The sequence below is a fragment of the Polaromonas sp. C04 genome (assembly GCF_002002705.1).
Taxonomy (GTDB): Bacteria; Pseudomonadota; Gammaproteobacteria; order Burkholderiales; family Burkholderiaceae_C; genus Rhodoferax_A.
The window spans coordinates 102391-127424 of record NZ_MUNS01000025.1; the positions used below are offsets into that span (position 1 = coordinate 102391).

A 25034-nucleotide genomic window follows, 5' to 3' on the forward strand; every position below is an offset into this window, starting at 1 on the left:
AAAACGCTTAGGGTGGACTCATAGCCGCAGGGGCTGCGCATAGCCCGTCATCTCCAGATAGCCGCGCCCGATGCGCCGCCCGCCGCCGTCGAACAAATCGCTCAGGCCTTCCCAGTAAATGGCGCCGGTGGAGGCGCGGCTGTCGAGTTCCTGGTTGTCGATGACGGCGCCTACCGTGTAGGCCCCGGTGGGTGTGAGCACACTCCATCGCACCGGATAGACAGTTTGGGTCGAAGGGCTTTTCCAGCGCCGCTGTGGGCTGAAAGTGACCTCGCCGCGGCGGAAGTTGCGCAGATCGCCCGCGGCGGAGCGATACGAGCCGCCGTCCCACAGCGCGTTACCGGCCTTGTCGCGCACGCGAAAAGCGGTGAGCGCGCCGCCGTCATCCAGATTCATGCCGATCCAGTCCCAGCCGGTGGCCTGCGGGTCCAGCAGCTCATCGCTCCACTCATGATCGAGCCAGGCGCCGCCGCTGGCAATGGTGAACGGCCGCTTGTCCAGGCGCAGGGTCCCGCGCACGGCCAGCTGCGGCTGACTGTAGTAGTGGCTGACTTGCGCGGGCTGCGGCCCCTTGCGCGACAGACCCCGGTCCCCCTGCAACAGTACGGCCTGGGTTTCGCTGAACTGCAGGTCCAGGCCGAAGCCGGTGGCGGGCAGCGTGGCGCTGTAGCGGCGCCCCTCGTGCACCAGGGACCAGTCGCGCAGGGTGATCGCGGTGTCGCTTTCACTGGCCGAGGCCAGGTCGAACCCGGCGGCACCCGACGACCTGGCGATGCGCTGGTCGTGTACGAGTTTCTTGCCGCGCACATCGGTCAGCGCCGCATGGGCAAAGATCAGCTGTTTGGCGGCGAACGCCGACTTCATGTCCTGCGTTGCCGCCACGCGCGAGCGAAAGAAGGTGAGCTGGAAGCCGAATTCGCGCGGGCCTGCTGGATCCGCCGCGTTGGCATAGCCCGTGATGTACCACCACTCGGTGCGGAAGTCGGGATGGCTGCCGTAGTCGCGCGGGAAGACCATTGGTGGGGGCAGGGCACTCACCTGCCGCGCACCCGACAGGCCGGCCAGTCCCGTCAACCCCGTCGCCAGCAGGCGGCGCCGCAACGGGTTGAAAGGGCGGTCGGTGCGCGAAGTCATGTCAAACGCCTGCCGGCAAATCAGCTCAGCAAGGCGTCCATACGCCGTTGGGCGTCAACGCAGTCACCCATCGTGTCCTGGACCCATTCCGGGTTGTGGTAACTGGGCAGATAGCGCTCGCCCGAGTCGCACAACAAGGACAGGATGGCGCCTTGCTGTCCGGCCGCCCGCATCTCGCAGGCCAGCGTCACCATGCCGACAAAATTGGTGCCGGTGGAGGGGCCCACCTTGCGCCCAAGCAGGTTGGACAGCGTTCGCATGGCGGCGATGGAATCAAAGTCAGGCACCTCCATCATGCGATCCACCAGCGTGCGCACAAAGCTGGGTTCGACCCGCGGGCGGCCGATGCCTTCGATGCGCGAGCCCACGGCAGTCAGGCTCGCGTCGCCGGTGCGGTGATAGGCGCTGAACACCGAGCCCGCAGGATCGGCCACGCACAGCTGCGTGGCATGGCGCTGGTAGCGCACATAGCGGCCAATCGTGGCGCTGGTGCCGCCGGTGCCGGCGCCCACCACGATCCAGGCCGGCACCGGGTGGCGTTCGCGCGCCATCTGCGTGAACATGCTCTCGGCAATGTTGTTGTTGCCGCGCCAGTCGGTGGCGCGCTCGGCATAGGTGAACTGGTCCATGTAGTGGCCACCGGTCTGCAGCGCCAGTGTCCGGGCTTCTTCATAGACCTGGCCGGCGCTGTCGACCCAATGGCAGCGACCGCCGTGGAACTCGATCTGCGCAACCTTCTCGGGCGAGGTGCCGCGCGTCATGACGGCGATGAACGGCAGGCCCAGCAGCCGCGCAAAGTAGGCTTCGCTCACGGCGGTGGAGCCGCTGGACGCTTCCACAATGGTCGAGCCTTCCCCAATCCAGCCATTGCACAGCGCATACAAAAACAGCGAACGTGCCAGCCGGTGCTTGAGACTGCCCGTCGGGTGAGTGGATTCGTCCTTCAGATAAAAATCGATGCCACTGGCATTGAACTTTGGCAGCGCCAGCGGAATCAGGTGCGTGTCGGCACTGCGCTGAAAGTCGGCCTCGATGCGGGCGATGGCGCTGCTGAGCCAGGAGTCGTTGACGTGGGATGGCGTGGTCATGTGCGGATTCTCGCAGGAAGGGTGCTGCTGCCTGCGCCTTGAAGGCGCAAACCGGCTGCCTGTTCCTACAATCGGGTATTTCCGCCAGCAAGCCTCAGGAGCATCCTATGATCAACGAACGTATCTGGACCGGTAATGCCTACCGCAATTTCAACTATCTGATCGCCTGTCCCGAAACCGGCGAGGCGCTCGCGATCGACCCGCTCGACCATGAAAAGACGCTGGCCACCGCCAAGGTGCGGGGCTGGCAGATCACCCAGGTCCTGAACACCCACGAACACCACGACCACACGGGCGGCAACGCCGCCGTGATCGCGGCCACCGGCGCCAAGCTGATCGCGCACCACAAGGCCGGTGCGCGCATTGCGGGCGTGGACCGGGGCGTGCAGGCCGGCGACGTGATCAAGGTCGGCAAGACCGTCGAGCTCGAATGCCTGGACACGCCCGGCCACACCATGTGCCACATCTGCCTGCGCTCGCACACCGACCAGCCCGCGCTGTTCTCTGGGGACACGCTGTTCAACGCCGGTGCCGGCAATGTGCACAACGGCGGCGACGTGGGCGCGCTGTATGCGACCTTCGTGGAGCAACTGGCGCGGCTGCCCGACAACACACAGATCTATCCGGGGCATGACTACATCGAGAACAACCTGAAATTCACCCTCGCGCGCGAGCCCGACAATGCCGCCGCCCAAGCCCTGCTGCCCAGCGTGACCGACCACGACCCGGCGCAATCTGCGGTGACGACGCTCAAGGACGAAAAGCAGTTCAACACCTTCCTGCGCCTCGCCAGCCCCGGCCTGATCGCCCGGCTGCGCGAGAGCTTTCCGGACCTGCCCGAACAGCCCGACGCCAAAACGGTGTTCACGAAGCTGCGCGAGCTGCGCAATAGCTGGTGAGCGGGTACCGGCGCCTGTTCAATTCAATTGCCAATCACCCTCTTTACCCACGGGAAGCTGCATGGAACCTGAGACCCGCCTGATGCCGGCGTCCGGCGTGCCACCTCCCGCCTTGCGCCGGCTCGACGATTTGCCGGGCCCGCACGGCCTGCCGGTGCTCGGCAATGCCTTGCAGATTCGTCCCGCCCGCATGCACCAGCAGTTCGAGGCTTGGAGCAAAACCTACGGGCCGCTTTTCCGCGTCCAGCTGGGCCGGCGAAAGTTCCTCGTCATGGCCGATCACGAACTCATGGGCGCCGCCCTGCGCGAGCGTCCCGAGCGCTTCAGGCGGCCGCTGCTCGGGGGCCGCATCACCCGTGAAATGGGTTTTGACGAAGGACTCTTCTTCGCCAACGACGATGTCTGGCGGCGCCAGCGGCGCATGGTCATGGCCGGCCTGGACCCGGGGCATATCAAGGCGTATTTCCCGTCCCTGCTGAAGGTGACGCGGCGCCTGCAAACCCGCTGGCAAACAGCGGCCCGCTCGGGCGCCACTATCGACCTGCAGGCGGACCTCATGCGCTTCACGGTGGATGCCATTGCCGGACTGGCCTTCGGCGCCGATGTCAACACCCTGTCCAGCGACGAGGACGTGATTCAGCAGCACCTGAACAAAATCTTCCCGGCCCTGTTCAAACGCACCCTGTCGATGCTGCCGTACTGGCGCTACCTGCGGCTGCCGGCCGACCGTGCGCTGGACCGCAGCGTGACCGAGGTTAAAGCGGCCATTCGCGGCTTCATCGCCCAGGCACGCAGCCGCATCGAGGCCGATCCTTCGCTGCGCGAGCACCCCGGCAATCTGCTCGAGGCGATGATCAACGCCGCCGACGCGGGCGGCAGCGGCATGAACGATCACGACGTGGCCGGCAACGTGCTGGTGATGCTGCTCGCGGGCGAGGACACCACCGCCAACACGCTGGCCTGGATGATCCATCTGCTGCACCGCAACCCGCCAGCGCTGCAGCGCGCCCGGGAAGAAGTGCGCCGCATCGCCGGCGAGCCCTCGCAATTCACCCCTGAGCGCATGGCCCGGCTCGACTACCTGGAAGCCTGCGCGCACGAAACCATGCGGCTCAAGCCGGTGGCGCCGCTGCTGGCCGTGCAGGCGGTGCGCGCGACCACCCTTGCGGATGTCGAGATTCCCGCCGACACCGTCGTGTTGGGACTGATGCGCCACGACAGCCTGCTGGATCGCCACTTTCCCCACCCGAACGACTTCCTGCCCGAACGCTGGCTCGGCGACGGCGGGCCGGCCCAGGCCGCCAGTTCGGCCAAGCGCGTGTCCATGCCGTTTGGTGCCGGTCCGCGCGTCTGTCCGGGGCGCTATCTGGCGCTGCTAGAGATCAAGATGGCCGCGGCGATGCTGCTGTCCAGTTTTGACATCGACAGCGTGGACTCATCGAGCGGTGCCGACGTGCCCGAGAAGTTGGCGTTCAGCATGGGCCCGGTGGGGCTGCGCATGCGTCTGCGCGAGCGCCGTTAAACATCGCCTGGGGGCTTGAGAAAGGGTTTGAATACAGACGGTGCGACATCTAGAATGAATCGAGTGAGCATCGGGCGGGAAGCCATGAAAGACATCGCGCAAATTCTCAAGTCGAAACCTGATCAGGCGGTCTACACCGTGAGGTCTTCTGCGTCGGTGCTCGATGCGGTCGCGCTGATGGCGGAGAAAAACATCGGCGCGCTGGTGGTGCTGGAGGGCGAGGCGTTTGTCGGCATCCTCAGCGAACGCGACTGCACGCGCAAGATGCTGCTCTTGGATCGCTCGCCCCGGCAAACGGCGGTGCGCGACATCATGACTTTTCCGGTGCAGTATGTGCCCCCATCCCATAGCAATGAGGAATGCATGGCGCTGATGACCGACAAACGCCTGCGCCACCTGCCCGTCATGGACAACGGCCGGCTGGTCGGCGTGGTGTCCATCGGCGATCTGGTGAAGGACATCATCTCCGAGCAGGGCTTTATCATCGAGCAGCTCGAACACTACATCGCGGGTGTGCGGGGCTGATGGCGCGGCCGCCGGCGCCTTTGCTTACCAATCTTCCTTCACCGCCAGCACCGCATCGTGTCCGGCCGCGGCGCGCCCCGCGAGCCACGCCGTGGCCGTGCCTGCCAGCACCACGGCTGCGCACAGCGCCAGCAGCCGCAGCCACGGCACCTGCAAATCCATGGTCCAGTGAAAGCTTTGCGGATTCACCACATGCACCAGCACCACCGACACGGCCAGGCCCAGCGCGAGCCCGGCGATGGCGCCAATCAGCGTCCAGGCCGCGCCTTCGCCGGCCACCACCGCCAGAATCTGCCGGCGCGTGAGGCCCAGGTGCGCCAACAGGCCGAACTCGCGGCGCCGCGCCAGCACCTGCGCGCCGAAGGAGGCTGCCACGCCGAACAGGCCAATGGCAATCGCCACGGCCTGCAGCCAGTAGGTCACGGCAAAGCTGCGGTCGAAAATCCTGAGCGAGCTGGCGCGAATCTCGCCGACCGAGGCAAAGTCGATCAGCGCGCCCGCGCCCGACTGCTGCTGCTCGGCCACGTCGCGGATGGCCTGCTGCACCTTGGCGGCGTCGGTGCCGGCTTGCAGCCAGAGCGCCAGGTCGTTGACGCGCCGGTCGCCCGTGAGCCGGTCGAAATCGCGCCGGTCGAGCGCGATGGCGCCAAACTGGCGGGCGTAGTCGCGCCACACGCCCGCTACAAAAAAAGTAGCTGATTGCGCACGTCCATCAAGGGCTACGGCCCGAAATGATTCAGATAAAGGAGCAAACACGGCGCCCGGGCGTGCGCCATACAGGTCCACCACCGCCTCGCTCACGTAGATCGCCACTTGCCCCGGCGGCACCGGCAGGGGGGGCGCCAGCAGGGGCAGGTTGCGCGCCGCGTCGCCCAGATCGCGCGCGATCAGCGCCAGCGCCGGTTGGCCGGGCGCCAGCTGCAAGGGGCTGCTGCGCAGCGTGCCGACGCGCTGCACGCCAGGCAGGCGCGCCACGGCCTGCACAAACTCGGGCGTGAAATACGCCGTATCGCTGGCACTGCCGGCGGTGGCGCTGCGCACGTACAGCTCAGCCGGCAGCACCACGTCGAGCCAGTGCATGACGGAGCCCCGAAAACTGCCCACCATCACCGTCAGCGCCACAGCGAGGCTCAGCGCCGCCACCACGCCGCTGACGGCCACGGCGGCGCTCTCGCGCACGCGGCGCGCGCGCTCGACCGCCAGCAGTGGCAGCAGGTGGCGCGCGACCCGCGGGGCGAGCCGGTCGTACAGCAAGGCCACCAGCCAGGGCAGGGCGGTGATGCCGCCCACCAGCAGCAGCGCCACCGACAGATACGCCGCCAATGGGATGCCAAACACCGGCGGAGCCCAGGCCAGAAGGGCGCCAGCGGCTATCAAAATGAGACTTGGCCAGTGCGCGGTGGCGCCGCCCGGTGCCGCGCTCAGGCCCTTGAGGGTTTGCGCCGGCGGCAGCTTCTGGGCGGCGCGCGCCGGCCACCAGGCGCCGACCAGCGCGGCCAGCACGCCGAGCCCGCCGTAGGTCAGTGCCGCCGCGCCACTCCACTGCAAGGCCGGTGCCTCGCCGGCAAAGTAGCCGCCGCCCAGGTCACCGCCCAGCACGCGCAGCGCCAGCGCGGCCAGCCCCGTGCCGAGCGCGATGCCGGCGGCGCTGCCGAGCAGCCCCAGCACGCCGGACTCCACCAGCACCAGCATCAAACGTTCGCGCCCGGTGAGCCCGAGCACACCGAGCAGCGCAAACTGCTGGGCGCGCTTGGCCACACTGAGCGACAGCACCGAGAACACCAGAAACGCCCCGATGAACAGCGCCACCAGCGCCAGCACCGTCAGGTTGACGCGGTAGGCGCGCGACAGGTTGCTGACACGCTGGCCGGCATCGCCGGGTTCGCCGGCGCTGACGTCGGCGGGCAGCTGCAGCGAGTGGATGAACGCCGCACGATCCACGCCGGGACGCAGCCGCACATCGATGCGCGTGAGCTGGCCGAGCTTGCCGAACAGCTCCTGCGCCGCCGCAATGTCCATCACGGCCAGCGCCGCACCGCCGGCGCTGACCGTGCCCGCGACCTGTACGGTGTGCAGGGCCAGGCCGCTTTGCAACTGCAGCGTGGCGGGCGCCGCCCCAATGCCGGCCTGCAGTACCTGGCGCGCCGCGGGGTTCAGAAACACCGTCGCCGGCGCCAGCATCGCCCGCCGTTCGGCGCTGGCCTGGGGCACCGGCATCAGGGCCGGTGCCACCTGCGCCACCACGAGCGCGTCCACACCCACCACGCGCAGCGGCGCCCGTGTGCCGTCGGTGGTAATGTCGCCCCCACGCTTGCCCACTGCGTGTGGCTCGCTGCCCCCCGAGGGGGCCCTCGCGCCTTCGGGCGGCCGGGCGGCGCTCAGTGCATAAGTCGCCAGTTCCAGCACCGGGCTGGCCACGGCCACCTGCGGCTGGTGCGCCACGCGCGCGAACAACGTTTCGTCAAACGTGCCCTGGACCGCGCGCAGCGCCAGGTCGGGCTGGCCATTGACCGAGCGCACCGCGCTGGAGAATTCGCTCAGGGCCGAGGCGTTGATGAGCTGCACCGAGAACGCCAGCGCCACGCCCAGCATCACCGCCACCACGGCCGCCGCGTTGCGCCAGGGGTGGTGGCGCAATTCCTGCCAGGAGAAGGTGCAAAGCAATGCGCGCATGTCCGTCCATTGTGCCGCCGCCTGTTGCGCTCCGCCCCGTCTTACACTGGGCCGTCATCTCTGGAAAGGTTCACTCATGGCAATCGGTTGGCTCGCAGCCCTGAAAACCATCCCGTGGGCGGATGTCATCAGCACGGCCCCCATGGTGGTTGACGGCGCAAAGAAACTGTGGAGTTCCGTGGGCAAGAAGCCGGTGGCGCCGGAGCTCGCCAATGCGGGGTCGCACCCCGTCTCGTCGCCCGAGGCGATCGCTGTGCTGCAGGCGCGCATCGCCGCGCTGGAGGTCGAGGCGGCCGACCTGCACGGCCAGATGGTGGCGTCCTCGGCGCTCATCAAGGCGCTGGCCGAGCAAAACACGCAACTCATCAGCCGCATCGAAACCAGCCGGGTACGCCTGCTCTGGCTGGCCGTTGCCACGGCGGTGACTGCCGTCATCGCCGTGGGTACCGTGGTTTTGACGGTAATGCGTTACAGCGCTTGATCAAGGCCAAGGTTAGGCGCAAATCCGCGTGGTCGCGCCTGGCCACTGATTATTTGCTTCCGTTTTCGACACACAAAAAGCACCCTGTTACGATTCATTCACGCCACTGGATTGGCGCGCGTCACTTCCCTGATTGTCCAAAGGTTCGCGACCATGCCCCAGATCAGCCTCAAAAGCCCCAGCGCATCTGAACCTTGTTCTACCCCACGGAATTCCTGTTTCGCCTGTCTTGGCCGGGCCTTCTTCTTGGGCATTCTGTTTGCCACACTGTCCTCCTGCGGCAGCGGCGGTAGTAGCGGCTCACAGGCTGGCTACACCGTCGGCGGCACCGTCAGCGGACTGACCGGCACTGGCCTCGTACTGCAGAACAACGCCGGGAACAATCTGACCATCACGGGTAACGGCCCATTCAGCTTTACCGCCGCGCTAGCCAATGGCGCGAATTACACGGTGACGATCCTGAGTTATCCCGGCGCACCAACGCAGACCTGCACAGTCAGCAACGGCATGGGAACGATCGCCGCAGCCGCCGTGACCAACGTGGCGGTGAACTGCGTTGTTGCGAAGGTGCCGCGCTTTGCCTATGTGGCGAATTTGAGCGATAACACGGTTTCGGCCTATACCGTCGATGCCGGAACCGGCGCCTTGAACGCGGTGGGGACGCCTGTCGCAACGGGGCTGACTCCCTTATCCCTCGCCGTGGATCCCGCGGGCCGCTTTGCCTATGTGGCGAATGCCGGCAACACGGTCTCGGCTTACGCCATCAACGCCGCGACGGGTGCCTTGACCTCGGTGGGCGGATCCCCGTTTTTGGCAGGCTTGGCCCCCAACTCCGTTGTTGTCGACCCTACGGGGAAGTTTGTTTATGTGACGAATTACGACAACAACACGGTCTCGATCTTCACGATCAATGCGGCGACCGGCGCCTTGACCGCGGCGGGGACGGTTATGACGGGATTGAACCCCCACTTCGTCACCGTGGACCCAACGGGCAAGTTTGTTTATGTGGCGAACTGGAGCGATAACACTATCTCGGTCTACGCGATCAATGCCGCGACCGGCGTCTTGGCCTTGGTGGGTTCCCCGATTGCGACAGGGATAAATCCCTACTCCATCGCAGTGGACCCCACAGGCCGGTTTGCCTACGTGGCCAATGAAGGCAGCGGTACAGTCTCGGCTTACACCCTCAATGCGACGAGCGGCGCCTTGAGCGCGGTGGGGGCGCCGGTTATTGCGGGCTCGTCGCCGGAGTCCATTGTCGTCGACCCTACAGGTCGCTTTGTCTATGTCACGAATGCGTTCTCCAACACGGTCTCGGCGTTCGCCATCAATTCCACGACCGGGGCCCTGGGCCATGTGAGCGGAACGCCGTTTGCGACTGGATTGACCCCGAACTCCGTCACCGTGGGTTCTACGGGACAGTTTGCCTACGTGGTGAATCAGAGCAGCAACACCGTTTCGGCCTACGCCATCAATGCCGCAAGCGGTGCCTTGACTGTGCTGGGAACGCCGGTGGCAACAGGATTGAAACCGGACTCCATCGTTGTTGTGGGGTGGTAAGTGGCGCCACTGTTTGGGCTTGACCTCAAAATGACAGCCACTTTCAACAACCGTTCCAAAGGATTTAGGATTTGATATGGCCGGCCCGACGACGAAATTCTGGCAAGAACGCTTCGAGAAAAAAGAAACACGCTGGGACCGTGGTGCCCCCAATCCCCAGCTACTGGCGTGGCTGGACAGCGGCGCGTTGCAACCCTGCCGGATTGCCGTGCCGGGTTGCGGCGGCGGCTGGGAGGTGGCCGAACTGGCGCGGCGCGGCTTCGAGGTCACGGGCCTCGACTACACCCCGGCGGCCGTCGCAAAAACCCGGACCCTGCTGGACGCCGAGTCCCTCAAGGCGGAAGTTGTTCAGGCCGATGTACTGAGCTACCAGCCGGGGCAGGCCTTCGATGCGGTTTACGAGCAAACCTGCCTGTGCGCGATTCACCCGGACCATTGGTTCCAATACTCGAAGCAGTTACAGCGGTGGCTGAAGCCCGAGGCCAGCCTGTGGGCGCTGTTCATGCAGGCGATTCGTCCTGCCGCCAGCGAAGAGGGCTTGATCGAAGGGCCGCCCTATCACTGTGACATCAACGCCATGCGGGCCTTGTTTGCGCAGCCTGACTGGGCATGGCCCGAGCCGCCCTACGCCAGGGTGCCCCATCCGGTCCTTGTGCATGAGTTGGCGCTGCGGTTGATTCGCCGGTGAGTGCTGCCAACGTAACGTCTTGCAGGATTGGTCATGCCTCATGAATCCAGACTGACCGGCGAATTGCGCACGCTGCTGCATGCGCAGCGCACGGCGGCACTGGGAACTACAGGCGACGACGGCGCCGCCTTTGTCTCCATGGTGCCGTTCGCCCTGGAGCCCGCTCTGGGTTGCCTGGTGATTCACGTCAGCGGCCTGGCGGCCCACACGCGCAACCTGCAAGCCCGGCCCCGGGTGTCGCTGCTCGTTATGCAGCCTGAGGTGCCGGGGGAGCCGGTGCATGCCCTGCCGCGCGTGACGCTGGAGGGGGAGGCGTTGATCCAGGCGCCCGACAGCGCGTCGTGGCATGCGTGCCGGGCCGCGTATCTGGCCCGGTTTCCCGAGGCGGAGTTCATGACGCAACTGGGCGACTTCTGCTTTGTTGCGGTTCACATCACACAAGCGCGTCACGTCGCGGGGTTTGGCGCGGCGCGCGATGTGGGCGAAGAAGAAGTCAAACGCGTCTTCAGCCCTGCAGCACCGGCATAGCCGGCCCTGGCGCGTCTTGCGGGAACCCCGCAATGAAACCTATTCAGTGCTCCGGCGCGTGAGGTTCAGTCGTTAGTCTCGGGGCCTGTAACCCATCTGCACCTCTGTAACGCATTTATACCTTGAATGACAAGGAGCGGCGCACTAGCCTTCAACCTGTCCAGCGTCCTGGTTTTAATCAACTTGAGGGAGGACAGACGCCATGCGAGTTCCTAACGGATATAACCCGCTGCCCGGCAGCGAGCGACCCCAAGTTCCTGGATCCGTCCTCGTCGGCCCGGTCGACGGCGATGAGAAGATCGCGGTCACGGTGCGGTTGCGACCGCGTGCGCAGGCGCCGGGCGACCACGACTTCGAGCACTGGCAGCAGACGCCGCCGAACCAGCGGCGCTTCCTGTCGTCCGACGAGTACATGCAGGCCTACGGCGCGGATCAGAAAGAGGTCGATGCGCTCGCCGACTACTTCCGCTCCAAGGGGTTGCATGTCAGCACGAAAGACGCGGGGCGCAGGCGCATCGTCGTCGAAGGCACGGCGGCGAAGTTCAATGCAGCATTCGCGATTACGCTGAATATGTACCGCGCGCCGTGGCGCCATGCGCCGCGGCCGGTTCCGGACCAGGACGGCAAGCAGGTGCCGGGCAGCGCGATCGCCGAGCATTTGCACCGAGGCTTCGAAGGGCCCGCGCATCTGCCGGCGGAACTCATCGAGCGGGTGTCGGCGGTGCTGGGCCTGGACAACCGGCGCATGGGCAGTCCGGCCGCCACCGGCACCGGCGACCCGCCGAACGCCAACTACCTGTCGCCGGATGCGGTGGCGCGGCTCTACGATTTTCCGAACACCGGCGCGGCAGGCAAGACCATAGGCATCTTCGAGGATGCGAACAACGGCGCGGCGTACCTGCATTCGGACATCAACGCGTTCATCGCCAGTCTGCCGACCGGCTACAACACGCCGCCGGTGTTGACCGACATCGGCCTGCTGGGGTACACGAACAACACCGGCTCGGTGACCTCGTCCCCCACTGGCGGCGTCGGCGAGTGCTGCATCGACGTATCGATCGCTGCGGCGGTGGCGCAGGGCGCGAACATCAACGTCTATTTCACCGACGACTCGGAGGCCGGCTGGGAGGCGTTTCTCGATCGCGCGGTCTTTCCACCCGCGGGCGACAACCCGCCGTCGGTGCTGACCGCGAGCTGGGTGCCGTTCCTGAGCGACGAGCAGGCCGGCAATCCGGCGACGGCGGGAACCTTCGCAAACGTGATTTCGGGGCTGCTGAGCAGCGCGGCGATGCGCGGTATCACGGTGTTCATGGCGATTGGCGACTGGGGCTCTGCCAATCAGGTCCTCGACGGCCAGTGCCACGTCAGCTATCCAAGCGCCGACCCCTGGGTGACTGCCTGCGGCGGCACCATCGTTGGCAACATCAGCGCTTCGCCAACGCAGTTCCAGGAGTTCGTCTGGAGCGACGCGAACCAGTTGGCGTCCCCGTTCCAGAGCTTTCCCTATGTCGCGACCGGCGGCGGCGTATGCAACAACTTCCCGATGCCCGCGTACCAGACGGCGGCGGGCGTGCTGCCAATCTCGAACAACGACGGCAACGCGCGGCGCGGCGTGCCGGATGTCGCCGGCATGATCGCGATGAACGGCTTTTTCTTCGCCGGCGCCGGCGGCCCCGGCCAATACGGGTTCATCGGCACCAGCCTGGTGGCGCCCCTGTACGCCGGCCTCGTCGCAGTCATCGTGAAGTGGCTGGCTCGGGACGTGGGTTTCCTCAACCCGACCTTCTACACCCACGGTCCCGAGATCTGCCACGATGTACGGTTCGGGAATAGCGAATCCGGCAATCCTGCCCCCGACGCGCCCGTCTACACGGCGGGTCCCGGCTGGGACGCCTGCACGGGCTGGGGCAGCATCGAAGGTTTCCGGCTTCTTGCCGCCCTGGCGCCCGCGCCCATCATCGTGACCGCCATCGCGCACGCCGGGAACTTCGGCAACGTCTGCCTGCATTCTTTTGCCGACGAGATTCTGACCATCAACAACACGGGCTTCAGCCTGCTCCTGGTCACGGACATCACCTCGTCCTCGCCCGACTTCCAGACACCCGCGGTGGCCTCGTACCCGCTGGCGATCGAACCCGGCGGATCGGTGGACGTGGTGATCCGCTTGCGGCCCGGCAGCGTGGGCGCCCACGCCGCCACGCTGACCATCTTCAGCAACGATCTGCTGGGTCATCGTCTCGTCGGGCGCCCCCACAAGGTGGCCGTGTCGGGCGCCACGGCGGCACCCCGGCTCATTCTCGCGATTGCGGACCACGGGCGCTTTCGCGACGTGTGCGTGGGCAAGTTCGTGGACGAGCCTCTGCTGCTGAGCAATGGCGGGCGCTGTCCACTGAGCGTGACGGGCATGACCAGTTCGTCTCCCGATTTCCTCGTCCCCGAAGTGCTGTCCTACCCGGTCACCATCGGACCCGGCGACTCCACTGCGCTGCCGGTGCGTTTTGAGCCCGGATCGCTGGGGCCGAAGGCCGCGACGCTGACCGTCACGAGCGATGACCCGGCCAGCCCGAGCGTTATTCGGGTCAGCGGCGATGCGCCGGCGCCGCGCCTGGTCGCGGTGATCGCCGACAACGGGACTTTCAGCCGGACCTGCGTCGGATCGTTCACGGATGAGCCGCTGATCCTGAACAACAGTGGGCGGTGCGTGCTTTCCGTCACCAGCATCACGTCCTCGTCGGCTGAATTCCTGGTGCCCAGGGTGCTGTCCTATCCGATCTCCATCGGTCCCGGGGATTCCCTGCCGCTGCCCATCCGGTTCGAACCCACGAGCATCGGCCCCCACTCTGCGACGCTGACGATCGCGAGCAATGATCCGTCGAGTCCGGTCTCGATCGCGGTCAACGGCGAGGCGCCGACAGGCAGGCTCGTGGTCACAGGTTCGACCTGCTTTGGCGGCGTGAAGGCCTGCTGCAGCGCCGAGCGCACGATTGCCCTGTGCAACGTGGGCGACTGCAAGCTGCACGTCTCTAGCGTGGCGTTCCGCCGCAAGAACCCCCACTGGAAGCTGATCAACAATCCCTTCCCCGCCAATCTCCATCCGGGTTCCTGCCTGAGCGTGGTCATCCGGTACCGGGCGGCGGAAAAGTGTCCCCGGTCGTGCGATCTCATCATCCGAAGCGATGATCCGAAAACACCCGTCAAGCTGCTGGAGGTGCTGGCCCATACGGTCTGGCCGCCGGAGTGCTGCTGCAAGGACGGCGGCGACGATGGCAAGAAGGGGCACTGCGAGAAGCAGCGCTGCGACCCCTGCTGCAATGACTGCTGCGACGACTGCGATGACTGTGACGACTATGGCGACGAGAAGGACTGCGGCGAGGAGGAAGCCAGAGAGTTCAGGGATTGACGTGGCGCTGGTGTGCCGTGGCAAATCGGTCTGGAGAGTATTCCGAATGGGTCGCTCCATTCCCGATGCCCGGCCGCGTCAGCGCTGGACGCAGACCACATGCGCCTGGATCTTTCCGTCAACCGCGCCTGCGCTGAATCGCCCGGCGATCGCAGCGGCGCACGCCGCTGTCGCCTGCACCACATTGGCGCCAGAACGCGCCTCGATCTCATTGCGCAGGAGCGTTCCCTGGCAATAGGCAATGGCCGGCACCTGCGCCGACACCGCGCGACTGCGCGCTGCAATCGTCTCGATGCGCGGCGCCGAGTCGAACCCCGCAGCCGCGAGGTCGCGTGCAATCGCTGCCCGGTCGAAATAGCCGTGGGGCGTGCGCGCCATGAACCGTGGAGGGTCCGCGGGGAACAGGCCGGCAAGCGCCGTCGTGACGGTATCGGCAAACTCGTTTTCCTCGATGCGATCCCAGACGTTGAACAACAGCATGCCGCCACGGCGCAGCACGCGCCGTGCTTCGGCAAACGCGCGCGCCTTGTCCGGGAAGAACATCGCGCCGAATTGGCAAACGACGACGTCGAAACTCGCGTCCTCGAACGGTAGCAGCGCCGCGTCCGCCTGCTGCCACTGCACCGGGCGCTTTGTACCGACGGCCGCGGCACGATCGAGCATCGGCTGATTCAGGTCGGTCGCCACCAGGTCGACATGGAGGGGCAACGCCTGCGCCAGCGCGCGGGTGACGGCGCCCGTGCCGGCGGCGGTCTCAAGCACGCGGGAAGGATGGAGAGCGGCCACACGCTGTGCCAGATCGGCGGCATAGGGTTCAAAGATCAGTGGCACGAGGTGGCTGTCATAGAGCTCGGGGATCGAGCCGGCGAAGAGCGCATCAGATGCAGGCCTGTTCATGGGACTCCTCCTTTCGGATTTGCTGGAATCTTAGGCGCGGCGGGACAAATTGAACAGCGATCTTGCGAAGGTCCGCTGCGTCGAACTTCAAGCGTCTGCTGGGGCCCCGATGGAGCCTGTGACCGGGGCCGTAATCTGGGGCAATGGCTTTGAAGTACCCAACGACAGCTTTCTGGCCAGCTCTGTCAACCGGCAATTCGGCGCCGCTTAGTGCCAGTTGCCGATCGGGATTTTTCTCAGCCGGCAACTGATGACTGATTGTGGCTGCACAGCTTTCCGATCTGCTTGCTCCCAACCTGTCACTCGTAATCGTACCTGTGGCACCACCGCCAACACATCGGCCATGACACGGTCGTCGCCAGGGTGGCGCGGCAGCGATTGGCGCAGGCGCTGCAGCGCCGCGGGGGGTATGTCCAGACGCGGCGTGCCGCTTCTCACAAGTACTGGCGCCCTGCCCCCAAGGCGGCTTCGCCGCACGTGGCGCCTGCAAAAATCCCTGCATAATCCAACCCCAGCACGCCGTCATCGACTGCGCAAGGGTGTGATTCGCAACGCACACCTACTTTCAACCTAATCATCATCACAACATGAACGCTACTGCCCGAGCGCGGGGACAAAAACTGCTTGCGATTGGCACTCTTGGCCTCGGAGCGTGCTTTGTCAGCGCCCCCTGTATGGCCCAGAGCCTGCTGCAGCAAACCCCCAAGACCGGCTTTTACCTGCAACTGGGCGTGGGCCAATCCTGGCAAGACTCCCCTGCCAATACGGGCAATCCTGGAATCAAACTCAACGGCAGTGGCACGGCCACTGCGGAGAAAGTCACGGGCGGCCTGCAGATCACGCCGATGTGGGGCGCGGAGCTGAGTTACTTCAATCTGGGCAAGGTGGGCATCACGACCCCGAGCGGCGTTGCCAACTACGACACCAATGTCACCACCGCTGCGGCCACCCTGAGCTATCCGCTCACGCAGTCCTTCACGCTGGTGGGGCGCGCCGGGGTGGGCTACAGCCATCTTCAGCTGAGCGTGCCCAGCCAAAACTTCTCCTCCAGCAGCGTCAAGTACCCCCTGGTGGGCGGGCTGGGGCTGCGCTACAGCCTCACGCCGCGTCTGGCCCTGACGGTGGACTACGACTACCTGGGCAGGACCGGGCGCTTCAGCGGCGGCGACAGCAGCACGGGGCAAGTGCTCAGTGCCGGGCTGATGCTGCGCTACTAAAAAAAAGCAACAACCAAACAACAACCGCAGGCAGGCCAGCGGCCCTGATGCGAATCAAGGAAACCTCAAGATGCACCGCGTCAACACCGAACGATTCAATAGCGCACTGCGCGCCGCAGCCATTGGTCTGAGCTTGGGCCTGGCACTGAGCGCCTGTGGCGGCGGTGGCGGCAGCGACTTGAGCAGCCCCAGTTCTGCTCCGGCCACTGCGCCTGCGCCCACGCCGATCCCCACGCCAACGCCAACGCCACCGACGTACACCATTGGTGGCACCGTCACCGGCCTAACGGCGGGACAAACCGTGGCCCTGCAGAATGACGGGGGCGATACCCTCGCGGTGAGCGCCAACGGCGCCTTCACCTTTACCACCGCACAGCAAAGCAACACGGCTTACAGCGTCACGGTGAGCAGCGAGCCAACAGGGCGCACCACCTGCACCGTGAGCAATGGCAGCGGCACCGTCACCTCAGCCAACGTCGGCAATGTGGTCGTGTCCTGTGTCACGCAGCATTTTGCGTACGTGACGAACCAAAGCAACACGGTCTCGCAATGCAGCGTGAGCGCCACGACGGGGGCGTTGTCGAACTGTATTGACAGCGGCGGCACGGGGTTCTCGACACCCTATGGGATAGCCCTGAGCACCAATGGCAGCTATGCCTATGTGGAGAACTACAGCAACAACACGGTCTCGTTGTGCAGCGCGGACGCCGCGACGGGGGTACTGGCGAGCTGCGCCAGCACCGGCTCGGGGTTCTCGGGTCCCCTTGGGGCGGCCCTGAGCCCTAGTGGCAGTTATGCCTATGTGGTGAACTACAATAACAGCACGGTCTCGCAATGCAGCGTGAGTACCACGGGTTCGCTCTCGAACTGCGCCAGCACCGGCTCGGGGTTCTCGAATCCCGATGGTGTGGCCCTGAGCGCCAATGGCCGCTATGCCTATGTGTCCAACCAGGGCAGCAGCAGCGTCACACAATGCAGCGTGGACGCCATCACGGGGGCGCTCACGAACTGCGCCAGCACCGGCTCGGCGTTCTCGTTTCCCTGGGGCGTGGCCCTGAGCGCCAATGGCAGCTATGCCTATGTGGCCAACCTGGGCGACGACACGGTCACTCAGTGCAGCGTGAACGCCACCACGGGGGCACTCGCGAACTGCGCCGGCACCGGCACGGGGTTTTCGGGTCCCCTTGGGCTGGCCCTGAGCGCCAATGGCAGCTATGCCTATGTGGTGAACCAAAACAACAACACAGTCTCGCAGTGCAGCGTGAATGGCACGACGGGGGTGCTCACGAATTGCGCCAGCACCGGCTCGGGGTTCTCGAGTCCTGCTGGGGTGGCCATCAACTAGGGGCGCTTCGGAATTCGGAAAAAAACCCGAATGCCAAAGGTGGGCAATTCATGCCCTGGCTTGCCGGGGAACGCCCACGCCACTTCTTGGCGCGGAGGGGCCGCGCGACGAAATCGTCAAACGCTTAAGACCGCTGCCGAATCTGGCCACGCAATCGCACTTGGACCTCCAGGTACCTGCCGTTCAGAGTGGTCGGCTCTCGCTGCAATGCGGAAGTCGGTTTCCAGACCGAGAGCGGTATTTCACCGTTACGTTGCCGACAAGTGAAATCGACCCATAGCAGCCGCTCTCGGCCGACTGGAGCTAACTCTAAGTGGGCCTCAGCCCCGTCGCGCCGCTTCGATAGCAGCGATATCGATTTTCCCCATCTGCATCATCGCTTCGAAGGCGCGCTTGGCTGCCGCGCGATCGGGATCGGCGATTGCGTCCGTGAGGGCCCGTGGCGTGATCTGCCAGGACAGGCCCCACTTGTCTTTGCACCAGCCGCATGCGCTTTCCCGGCCGCCGTTGCTGACAATCGCGTTCCATAAGCGATCAGTTTCGGCCTGGTCGTCGGTCGCAACCTGAAACGAGAATGCCTCGTTGTGCCTGAACGCGGGGCCTGCGTTAAGGCCGAGGCAAGGGATGCCGATCACGGTGAATTCGACCGTCAAGACATCGCCTTGTTGGCCAGCGGGATAGTCGCCAGGTGCATGATTGATAGCTCCCACGGCGCTGTCCGGAAACGTCTGCGCGTAGAACTGTGCGGCGTCTAAGGCAGTGCCGTCGTACCAGAGACAGATCGTGTTCTTGCTGACCATTTTCGTCCTCCAACTCATGACAGATACGCGCAGCGAGCGATGAAACTTGGGTTATGCCTTGTTGGGGTTGATCAGGTACTTGGTGCCGGTAGCACGCTGACCGTAAACGGCGATGACTTCTGGTTGCAGCGCCTCGGCCAGGGAAATCTCCTTCGAGTAGCTGCTGGCAAAGGTGGTCTTCAGTTCCGCCGCCACTCGTTGCCGCAGTGCCTGCGCGGCCGCCGGACCGATACGCTGCAGGAACGGAAACAACAGCCAGCCACCGATGCCCCACGCCATGCCGAAGTTTCGGTTGAACTCTGTCGGGCCGGTGTCGAGACCCCCGTAGAGGTAAACCTGCTTGTGGGTGCTTGAGCCGTAGCGGCTGTACTCTTTGGCGGTGCGGTTCAAAGCCGCCTCCATGCAGGTCAGGATCTGTCCGGCCAGCTTGCCGCCGCCGGTGGCATCGAAGGCGATAGTGGCGCCGGTGTCCACCAGCGCCTGCGTGAGGTCTTCCATGAACGTGGGCGTTGATGAGTCGCAAACATATTTGGCGCCCATGCGCTTGAGCAGCGCCGCCTGCTCGGGCTTGCGCACGATGTTCACCAGGCCGATCTGGTCCTTGATGCAGATCTTGTTGAGCATCTGGCCGAGGTTGGAGGCCGCCGCCGTATGTACCAGGGCTTTGTGGCCCTCGCGCCGCATGGTCTCGACCATGCCAAGCGACGTGAGCGGGTTGACGAAGCAGGAGGCACCCTCGGCCGGCGTCGTGCCTTCTGGCAGCACCAGGCATTGGTCGGCCTGGATGCAGCGGTACTGCGCATACATCGCCCCGCCCAGAACGGCCACCGTCTTGCCCAGCAGCGCCTGCGCCGCGCTGGACGACCCCGCAGCGACAACCACGCCGGCACCCTCGTTGCCTACAGGCAGCGACTGGCCCAGGCGGGCGGCCATGCCTTTCATCAGCCGCTCAGGAATTTGCGCTGTGACGACCGGGCTGGCCGGCGTTCCGGACACCTTTGCCGTGCTGATGTCGGCAGCGCCAAAAAGCAGTCCGATGTCGGAGGGGTTGATGGGAGTGGCTTCAATCCGCACCACCACTTCGTCGGGCGCGGGGTCGGGGGTCGCGACGCTGAACAGTGATATTTCCAGTTCACCATTGGGCTTGACGAGGGAGCGAAGTTGAAGCCCTGTGCGTGTTGGGTGGGTACTCATGGTGGACTCCTGTGATGAAAATTCACTCTAGCATAGGGTCCATGTTTTTTTACAATGGCCGCGCATTCCCACCGTGAAAGAGAGCCACTTTATCGTACATCCCGTCATTACTCCATCCGCCGTACTGCAGGCGCATGGCCTGTGTTTCCGCTATCCGCAGCGCGCGCTGTTCGCCGACTGGTCCACGCGCATCCCGCCCGGGGTTACCCTGGTGCGCGGCGGCGATGGCAGCGGCAAGAGCACGCTGCTGCGTTTGCTGGCGGGGGATCTGCCGGCCCAGGCTGGAACGCTGCAAATCAATGGGGTGCACCTGGGCGATCGGCCGGGCGCCTATCACCGGCAGGTGTTCTGGATCGATCCGCGCTCGAGTGCGTTTGACCAGATCACACCGGCCGATTACTGCAAGACCCTGCACCGCCAATACCCGGGGTTTGACGAACCGGCGGCAGGCCAGTTGATGGAAGGCCTGTCACTGGCGCCGCACCGGGACAAGCCCATGTACATGCTGTCCACGGGGTCCAAGCGCAAGGTCTGGCTGGCCGCGGCGTTCGCGTCGGGCGCTGCCGTCACGCTGCTGGACGAGCCCTTTGCCGCGCTCGACAAGACGTCGATCGGCTTTGTGACGGAACTTCTGCAGGATGCGGCCACGCATCCCGCGCGCGCATGGGTGATGGCCGACTACGAGGCGCCGGCGGGCGTGCCGCTGGCAGCGATCATCGATCTGCAAGAGTGAACTGCAGCGCGCGCCTATCATGAGCGCGATGACAGCAAACCGGCACCCGATTTCGGCACTCAAGATCACCCTCATCGGCTTTGCCGCGTTGGCCTCGGCCATGGGCGTGGGCCGCTTTGCCTTCACACCGCTGTTGCCGCTGATGCAGGCGCATGCCGGCATGAGCCTGCGCCAGGGCGCGTGGCTTGCGGGGGCCAACTACGTCGGCTACCTGGTGGGCGCCATGCTGTGCAGCATCACCGTGCCGGTGCCGCGCCATGCGGTGCGCTTTGGCCTGGTGGCGGTGGCGTTGTTGACGCTTGGCATGGGCGTGACGGATGGCTTTGATGCGTGGCTGGCCCTGCGCTTTGGCGCCGGTGTGGCCAGCGCCTACGTGCTGGTGGGGGTGTCGGCCTGGGCCTTGCCCGCGCTCGCCAGGCATGACCGCTCGGTGTGGTCGGGTTGGGTCTTTGCCGGTGTTGGCGTGGGCATCAGCCTGGCCGGCGGGGTCGTGTTGCTGGCCGGGCTGGGCGGCTCCGATCCCGCCGGGGTGTGGCTGCTGCTGGGGCTGGTCAGCATCGTGGTTGCGGGCATCGCCTGGGCGCCGATGCGCACGGCCGTCGCCGTCGCGGCCTCCAGTGTGCGGCAGGCGGGCCGGCTCGGCGCGGATGGCTGGCGGCTGGTACTTTGCTACGGCACCTTCGGGTTCGGCTACATCATCCCGGCCACGTTCCTGCCCGCGATGGCGCGCGATGTGATTGCCGACCCGGCGGTCTTTGGCTGGGTCTGGCCGGTGTTCGGGGCGACCGCGGCGCTGTCGACCGTGGCCGTTGCGCTGGGTTCCAGGCGCATGCAGGCACGCAGGGTCTGGGTGCTGGGCCAGCTCGTCATGGCGGTTGGCGTGCTCGCCCCGGTGCTGTTCCCCGGTATAGCGACGCTGCTGGTGGCGGCGGTGTGCGTCGGCGGCACGTTCATGGTGAACACCATGGCCGGGATGCAGGAGGCCCGGCGCATCGCCGGTGCCCATGCGCCGAAGCTGATGGCCGCGATGACCGCTGCCTTCGCACTGGGGCAACTGGCGGGCCCGATCGTTGTTGCGATCGCGGCAGCGGACGGCGCCCGCCACGCTGCCGGACCCAGCCTGATGGCCGTTGCGTTGCTGCTGGTGGGGGCCTGGGCGCTGTGGCGCCAGCCGGATTGATCTGCATCAAGTCCGGTGCACAAGGGCTTGAAAGAGCGCCGGAAGTTCCACATATTTTGATTGTGGCTCTGGCCATGTGATCTTTCATTTAATCACTTGAGCGAAAGGAAATGCATCATGAATTCACTGATCAGCCGCAACAGCCTGTTCGATGATTTTTTCAGGGATTTCGCCCCGGGCTTTTTCATCAAGCCGCTGCACGGCGAGAACGCTTTGCCGAGCCCGGCGCAGATCAGGATCGATGTGAAGGAAAACGACCAGAGCTTCATCGTGCAGGCCGAGGTGCCGGGTGTGCGCAAGGACGACATCCAGGTGTCGCTGGACGGCAGCGTGGTCACGCTGCGCGCCGAAGTCAAGCAGCAGGACAACCAGACCGAGGGTGACAAGGTACTTCGCAGCGAGCGCTACTACGGCGCGGTGTCGCGCAGTTTCCAGCTGCCGCAGGACATCGACCAGGCGCAGGCCAAGGCCAAGTATGACAACGGGATTTTGATGCTGACGCTGCCCAAGAAGGGGGGCACCGGCGCGCAGCGCCTGGCCATCGAGTAAGCGGGCGGATCCGGCCTATGTGCTGCCGGTGCAGGCGCGTCAGCCGATGCCGCCCGCGCTGAGATGCAGCACGCGGTCCGCCCGCGCGGCGGCCGCCGCCGAATGCGTCACCAGCACCAGCGAGGCGCCGTGCTGGCGGGTTTGCGAGATCAGTGCATCCATCACCCTGGCGGCGGTGGCCGGGTCCAGGTTGCCGGTGGGCTCGTCCGCCAGCAGCAGGGTGGGGCGATGAATCAGCGCGCGCGCGATCGCCACGCGCTGCAGCTGGCCGCCGCTGAGCTGTTGCGGCAGCCGTGCGCCCAGGCCATGCAGGCCGACGGCATCCAGCATGTCCTGCACGCGCGCATCGTCGTGCTGGCCCAGCAGCATCAGCGGCAGCGCCACGTTTTGCGCCACGTCCAGGTGCGGCAGCACATGAAAGGCCTGGAATACAAAGCCGACCTTGCGCCGGCGCAAGAGCGCACGCTGATCGGCGCTCAAGACTTTGAGGTCCACGCCGTCGAGTTGCACCGAGCCGGTATCCCACGTATCCAGTCCGGCCATGCAGTTGAGCAGGGTGGATTTGCCGACGCCCGATTCGCCCACGATGGCGACGAATTCACCGGGTGCGACTTCGAGCGAGACATTGTCGAAAACGACCAGGTCGCCATAGCGTTTGCTCAAGGCGTTGATGACCAGGCTCATTGGAAACCGCCCCCACGGTCGCCCACTGCGCGTGGCTCCCTGCTCCCCGAGGGGGCCCTCGCGCCTTGGGGCGGCCCGGCGACGCTCAAGCGCGCTGCTCCTGGAAGGCCTGCACAAGCGCCAGCACCTGCTGCACGGCCGTGGGGTCGTCGCAGGCCACCACGCGGCGTGCCGGCATGGAGCGCAGCCAGGTGAGCTGGCGCTTGGCGAGCTGGCGCGTGGCAAAGATGCCCTTGTCGCGCAGCTCGTGGATCGAGGGGAGGCCGCCCGGCCCGCGCGCTTCTTGCGCGTCCAGCCATTCCCACGCCTGGCGGTAGCCGACGCAGCGCATGGCGGGCGCCTGCGCGGACAGGTCGCCGCGCGCGCGCAGGGCTCGGACTTCGTCCAGAAAACCGGTGGCCAGCATGGCGTCGAAGCGCTGCGCGATGCGCTCGTGCAGCCAGCCGCGATCTTGCGGTTCCAGGGAAATAAAGGCGGTAGCCCTTGTGGCGTCTTCGCTGTCAGCTATTGTTTTAATAGTATGAAAGGATGATATGGGCCGGCCGCAGGCGCGGTACACCTCGAGCGCGCGCTGGATGCGCTGCGAATCATTGGGCGCCAGGCGCTTTGCCGTAATCAGGTCCACGCGCGCCAGCTCGGCGTGCAGGGCAGGCCAGCCTGATGCCAGCGCCTCGGCTTCCAGCGCGGCGCGAATCGCGGGGTCGGCCGGCGGCATCGCATCCAGCCCCTGCGCCAGCGCCTTGAAGTACAGCATGGTGCCGCCCACCAGCAGCGGCAAGCGGCCACGCGCGCTGATGTCATTGATCAGTCGCCGTGCATCGACCGCGAACTCGGCTGCGCTGTAGGGCTGGAGCGGATCGCGAATGTCGATCAGGTGGTGCGGTACGGCCGCCCGTTCTTCCGCGCTGGGCTTCGCGGTCCCGATGTCCATGCCGCGGTACACCAGCGCCGAATCGACGCTGACGATCTCGACCGCGTGCGCGCGCGCAATCGCCATCGCCGCCGCCGTCTTGCCGGCCGCCGTGGGTCCGGTCAACGCCACATAGCGCAGCGGCGCGGCGTCCGGATAGGGATGCTTCACCACGCTGTTGCGCCCCGGCAGCAGAGGGGCGGAGTCATCGGAGCGGGCGGCGTGAGGGACATTCAATTGAGCGTACCAGATCATCCCTCGGCCCCTGATGGAGGGTGGTCGTGCCGGATCAAAGTGGCCTATGCGATTACTCCTGAGCCTCCCAGGGATTGAGCAGCAGCACGCCGCACGGCTCAAAATCGGCAACGTTGCGAGTAACGATGGTCATGCCGTGCACAAGTGCGGTTGCAGCGATCAGGCAATCCCGGACAGGACGTGGATCGGGTACATGAAGCCTCGCGCTGCGCTGTGCCACCGCCGTATCAACAGGCAGGATACGGCCGGCGAACGCGGGCAAAACATGGCTGTCGAGCCATGCCCGGAACACCGCGCCTTGCGCCGGGTCGCGGCGCTCCGCCAGCAGCACGCCGATTTCCAGCTCCTGCACCGTGATGACAGACAGGTACAGGTCCACGGACTCCACGCTGTCGGCCCACTTCGCCACGCTCGCATCGGCGCATCCCGAGCGAATTTTGCGCAGCTCGGACACGACATTGGTATCGAGAACAAACATCAGGAGAGGTCCGCCGGCCGTGCGAGATCACGCAAACGGGGAGTTTCGAGTTCAACATCCTCAATGCCCGGCATGGCCAGCAAGTCGGCAATCTTCTGGCGGCTGCCGGTGAGGCGCTGGTAAAGCGCCATGCTCATCAGCACATGGGCCGGCCGGCCCCGGTCCGTGATGAACACCGGTCCCTTGTTGGCAGCCTTTTTTGCCTCGCTTGCTGCCTGGTTGAACTCCCGGCTTGATAGGGTCGTGATGGTCATGGCGGCACCTCTTTAGGTTGTGGCTGGTTAATGTAGAAAT

General features: G+C 65.6%; 24 protein-coding genes. 13 read left to right on the forward strand and 11 right to left on the reverse strand.

Features of this window, described 5'->3' with window-relative positions; translation table 11 throughout:
• Positions 1–18 precede the first annotated feature (18 nt).
• Together B0E49_RS06815 and B0E49_RS06820 are read right to left on the reverse strand one after the other, a co-directional pair.
• Complete coding sequence (locus B0E49_RS06815) at positions 19–1134, reverse strand: lipocalin-like domain-containing protein (RefSeq protein ID WP_077561432.1); 1116 nt, start codon at positions 1132–1134, stop codon at positions 19–21.
• A gap of 20 nt (positions 1135–1154) precedes the next feature.
• Positions 1155–2222, reverse strand: coding sequence for a PLP-dependent cysteine synthase family protein (locus tag B0E49_RS06820; protein ID WP_077561433.1), 1068 nt, complete (start codon positions 2220–2222; stop codon positions 1155–1157).
• Positions 2223–2329: 107 nt separating this feature from the next.
• Here B0E49_RS06820 and B0E49_RS06825 point away from each other — a divergent pair, with 107 nt between their 5' ends.
• The 3 genes from B0E49_RS06825 (at position 2330) to B0E49_RS06835 (ending at position 5168) form a co-directional block, all read left to right on the forward strand.
• Positions 2330–3121 (forward strand): hydroxyacylglutathione hydrolase, encoded by a 792-nt coding sequence (locus B0E49_RS06825; RefSeq protein ID WP_077561434.1) that lies wholly within the window; start codon positions 2330–2332, stop codon positions 3119–3121.
• A gap of 61 nt (positions 3122–3182) precedes the next feature.
• Positions 3183–4643 carry a cytochrome P450 gene (locus B0E49_RS06830; RefSeq protein ID WP_286137856.1) on the forward strand — a complete coding sequence of 487 codons (1461 nt, stop codon included), beginning with the start codon at positions 3183–3185 and terminating at the stop codon, positions 4641–4643.
• Positions 4644–4727: 84 nt separating this feature from the next.
• Positions 4728–5168: a CBS domain-containing protein gene (locus B0E49_RS06835; RefSeq protein ID WP_077561436.1), complete on the forward strand. Its 441-nt coding sequence runs from the start codon at positions 4728–4730 to the stop codon at positions 5166–5168.
• A 24-nt stretch (positions 5169–5192) separates the two neighbouring features.
• Here the strand turns inward: B0E49_RS06835 and B0E49_RS06840 are convergent, their stop codons facing one another.
• Positions 5193–7841: an FtsX-like permease family protein gene (locus B0E49_RS06840; RefSeq protein ID WP_077561437.1), complete on the reverse strand. Its 2649-nt coding sequence runs from the start codon at positions 7839–7841 to the stop codon at positions 5193–5195.
• 76 nt (positions 7842–7917) lie between these two features.
• Here B0E49_RS06840 and B0E49_RS06845 point away from each other — a divergent pair, with 76 nt between their 5' ends.
• Entirely contained in the window at positions 7918–8322 is a 405-nt protein-coding gene (locus B0E49_RS06845; protein ID WP_077561438.1) for a hypothetical protein, read from the forward strand.
• A 98-nt stretch (positions 8323–8420) separates the two neighbouring features.
• Here B0E49_RS06845 and B0E49_RS20480 read toward each other — a convergent pair whose 3' ends face one another.
• Positions 8421–8576: a hypothetical protein gene (locus tag B0E49_RS20480; protein ID WP_168175015.1), complete on the reverse strand. Its 156-nt coding sequence runs from the start codon at positions 8574–8576 to the stop codon at positions 8421–8423.
• On the opposite strand from B0E49_RS20480, the gene B0E49_RS06850 reads away from it, so the two are divergent.
• The 4 genes from B0E49_RS06850 to B0E49_RS06865 all read left to right on the forward strand — a co-directional run bounded on the left by B0E49_RS06850 (position 8569) and on the right by B0E49_RS06865 (position 14498).
• Entirely contained in the window at positions 8569–9882 is a 1314-nt protein-coding gene (locus tag B0E49_RS06850; protein WP_168175016.1) for a lactonase family protein, read from the forward strand. The genes B0E49_RS20480 and B0E49_RS06850 overlap by 8 nt on opposite strands.
• A 76-nt stretch (positions 9883–9958) precedes the next feature.
• Positions 9959–10570: a methyltransferase domain-containing protein gene (locus B0E49_RS06855; RefSeq protein ID WP_077561440.1), complete on the forward strand. Its 612-nt coding sequence runs from the start codon at positions 9959–9961 to the stop codon at positions 10568–10570.
• 33 nt (positions 10571–10603) lie between these two features.
• Positions 10604–11098 carry a HugZ family pyridoxamine 5'-phosphate oxidase gene (locus B0E49_RS06860; RefSeq protein ID WP_077561441.1) on the forward strand — a complete coding sequence of 165 codons (495 nt, stop codon included), beginning with the start codon at positions 10604–10606 and terminating at the stop codon, positions 11096–11098.
• A 202-nt stretch (positions 11099–11300) separates the two neighbouring features.
• Positions 11301–14498, forward strand: a complete 3198-nt coding sequence (locus B0E49_RS06865; RefSeq protein ID WP_077561442.1) for a choice-of-anchor D domain-containing protein — start codon at positions 11301–11303, stop codon at positions 14496–14498.
• 78 nt (positions 14499–14576) lie between these two features.
• Here B0E49_RS06865 and B0E49_RS06870 read toward each other — a convergent pair whose 3' ends face one another.
• Entirely contained in the window at positions 14577–15395 is an 819-nt protein-coding gene (locus tag B0E49_RS06870) for a class I SAM-dependent methyltransferase (RefSeq protein ID WP_077561443.1), read from the reverse strand.
• Between the two features lie 587 nt (positions 15396–15982).
• On the opposite strand from B0E49_RS06870, the gene B0E49_RS06880 reads away from it, so the two are divergent.
• Both B0E49_RS06880 and B0E49_RS06885 read left to right on the forward strand, forming a co-directional pair.
• Positions 15983–16612: an outer membrane beta-barrel protein gene (locus B0E49_RS06880; RefSeq protein ID WP_077561445.1), complete on the forward strand. Its 630-nt coding sequence runs from the start codon at positions 15983–15985 to the stop codon at positions 16610–16612.
• Between the two features lie 70 nt (positions 16613–16682).
• The gene (locus B0E49_RS06885; RefSeq protein ID WP_077561446.1) at positions 16683–17957 is read left to right on the forward strand and encodes a beta-propeller fold lactonase family protein; all 1275 of its coding nucleotides are present in this window, start codon (positions 16683–16685) and stop codon (positions 17955–17957) included.
• A 320-nt stretch (positions 17958–18277) separates the two neighbouring features.
• Here B0E49_RS06885 and B0E49_RS06890 read toward each other — a convergent pair whose 3' ends face one another.
• Positions 18278–18757: a VOC family protein gene (locus B0E49_RS06890; RefSeq protein WP_077561447.1), complete on the reverse strand. Its 480-nt coding sequence runs from the start codon at positions 18755–18757 to the stop codon at positions 18278–18280.
• Between the two features lie 51 nt (positions 18758–18808).
• Positions 18809–19951, reverse strand: coding sequence for a zinc-binding dehydrogenase (locus tag B0E49_RS06895; protein WP_077561448.1), 1143 nt, complete (start codon positions 19949–19951; stop codon positions 18809–18811).
• A 73-nt stretch (positions 19952–20024) separates the two neighbouring features.
• Between B0E49_RS06895 and B0E49_RS06900 the strand changes: the two genes are divergently transcribed.
• The 3 genes from B0E49_RS06900 (at position 20025) to B0E49_RS06910 (ending at position 22413) form a co-directional block, all read left to right on the forward strand.
• On the forward strand, positions 20025–20684 hold the full coding sequence (locus B0E49_RS06900; protein WP_286137858.1) for an ABC transporter ATP-binding protein: 660 nt from the start codon (positions 20025–20027) through the stop codon (positions 20682–20684).
• 19 nt (positions 20685–20703) lie between these two features.
• Entirely contained in the window at positions 20704–21864 is a 1161-nt protein-coding gene (locus B0E49_RS06905; protein ID WP_217349220.1) for a YbfB/YjiJ family MFS transporter, read from the forward strand.
• Between the two features lie 117 nt (positions 21865–21981).
• On the forward strand, positions 21982–22413 hold the full coding sequence (locus B0E49_RS06910; protein ID WP_077561450.1) for an Hsp20/alpha crystallin family protein: 432 nt from the start codon (positions 21982–21984) through the stop codon (positions 22411–22413).
• A gap of 39 nt (positions 22414–22452) precedes the next feature.
• Here the strand turns inward: B0E49_RS06910 and B0E49_RS06915 are convergent, their stop codons facing one another.
• The 4 genes from B0E49_RS06915 to B0E49_RS06930 all read right to left on the reverse strand — a co-directional run bounded on the left by B0E49_RS06915 (position 22453) and on the right by B0E49_RS06930 (position 24994).
• Positions 22453–23097, reverse strand: a complete 645-nt coding sequence (locus tag B0E49_RS06915; protein WP_077561451.1) for an ABC transporter ATP-binding protein — start codon at positions 23095–23097, stop codon at positions 22453–22455.
• An 85-nt stretch (positions 23098–23182) separates the two neighbouring features.
• On the reverse strand, positions 23183–24199 hold the full coding sequence (gene miaA, locus B0E49_RS06920; RefSeq protein ID WP_502688699.1) for a tRNA (adenosine(37)-N6)-dimethylallyltransferase MiaA: 1017 nt from the start codon (positions 24197–24199) through the stop codon (positions 23183–23185).
• Between the two features lie 115 nt (positions 24200–24314).
• Entirely contained in the window at positions 24315–24743 is a 429-nt protein-coding gene (locus B0E49_RS06925; protein WP_217349225.1) for a type II toxin-antitoxin system VapC family toxin, read from the reverse strand.
• Positions 24740–24994, reverse strand: coding sequence for a type II toxin-antitoxin system Phd/YefM family antitoxin (locus B0E49_RS06930; protein WP_077561454.1), 255 nt, complete (start codon positions 24992–24994; stop codon positions 24740–24742). The genes B0E49_RS06925 and B0E49_RS06930 overlap by 4 nt, the downstream gene beginning before the upstream one ends.
• Positions 24995–25034 lie beyond the last annotated feature (40 nt).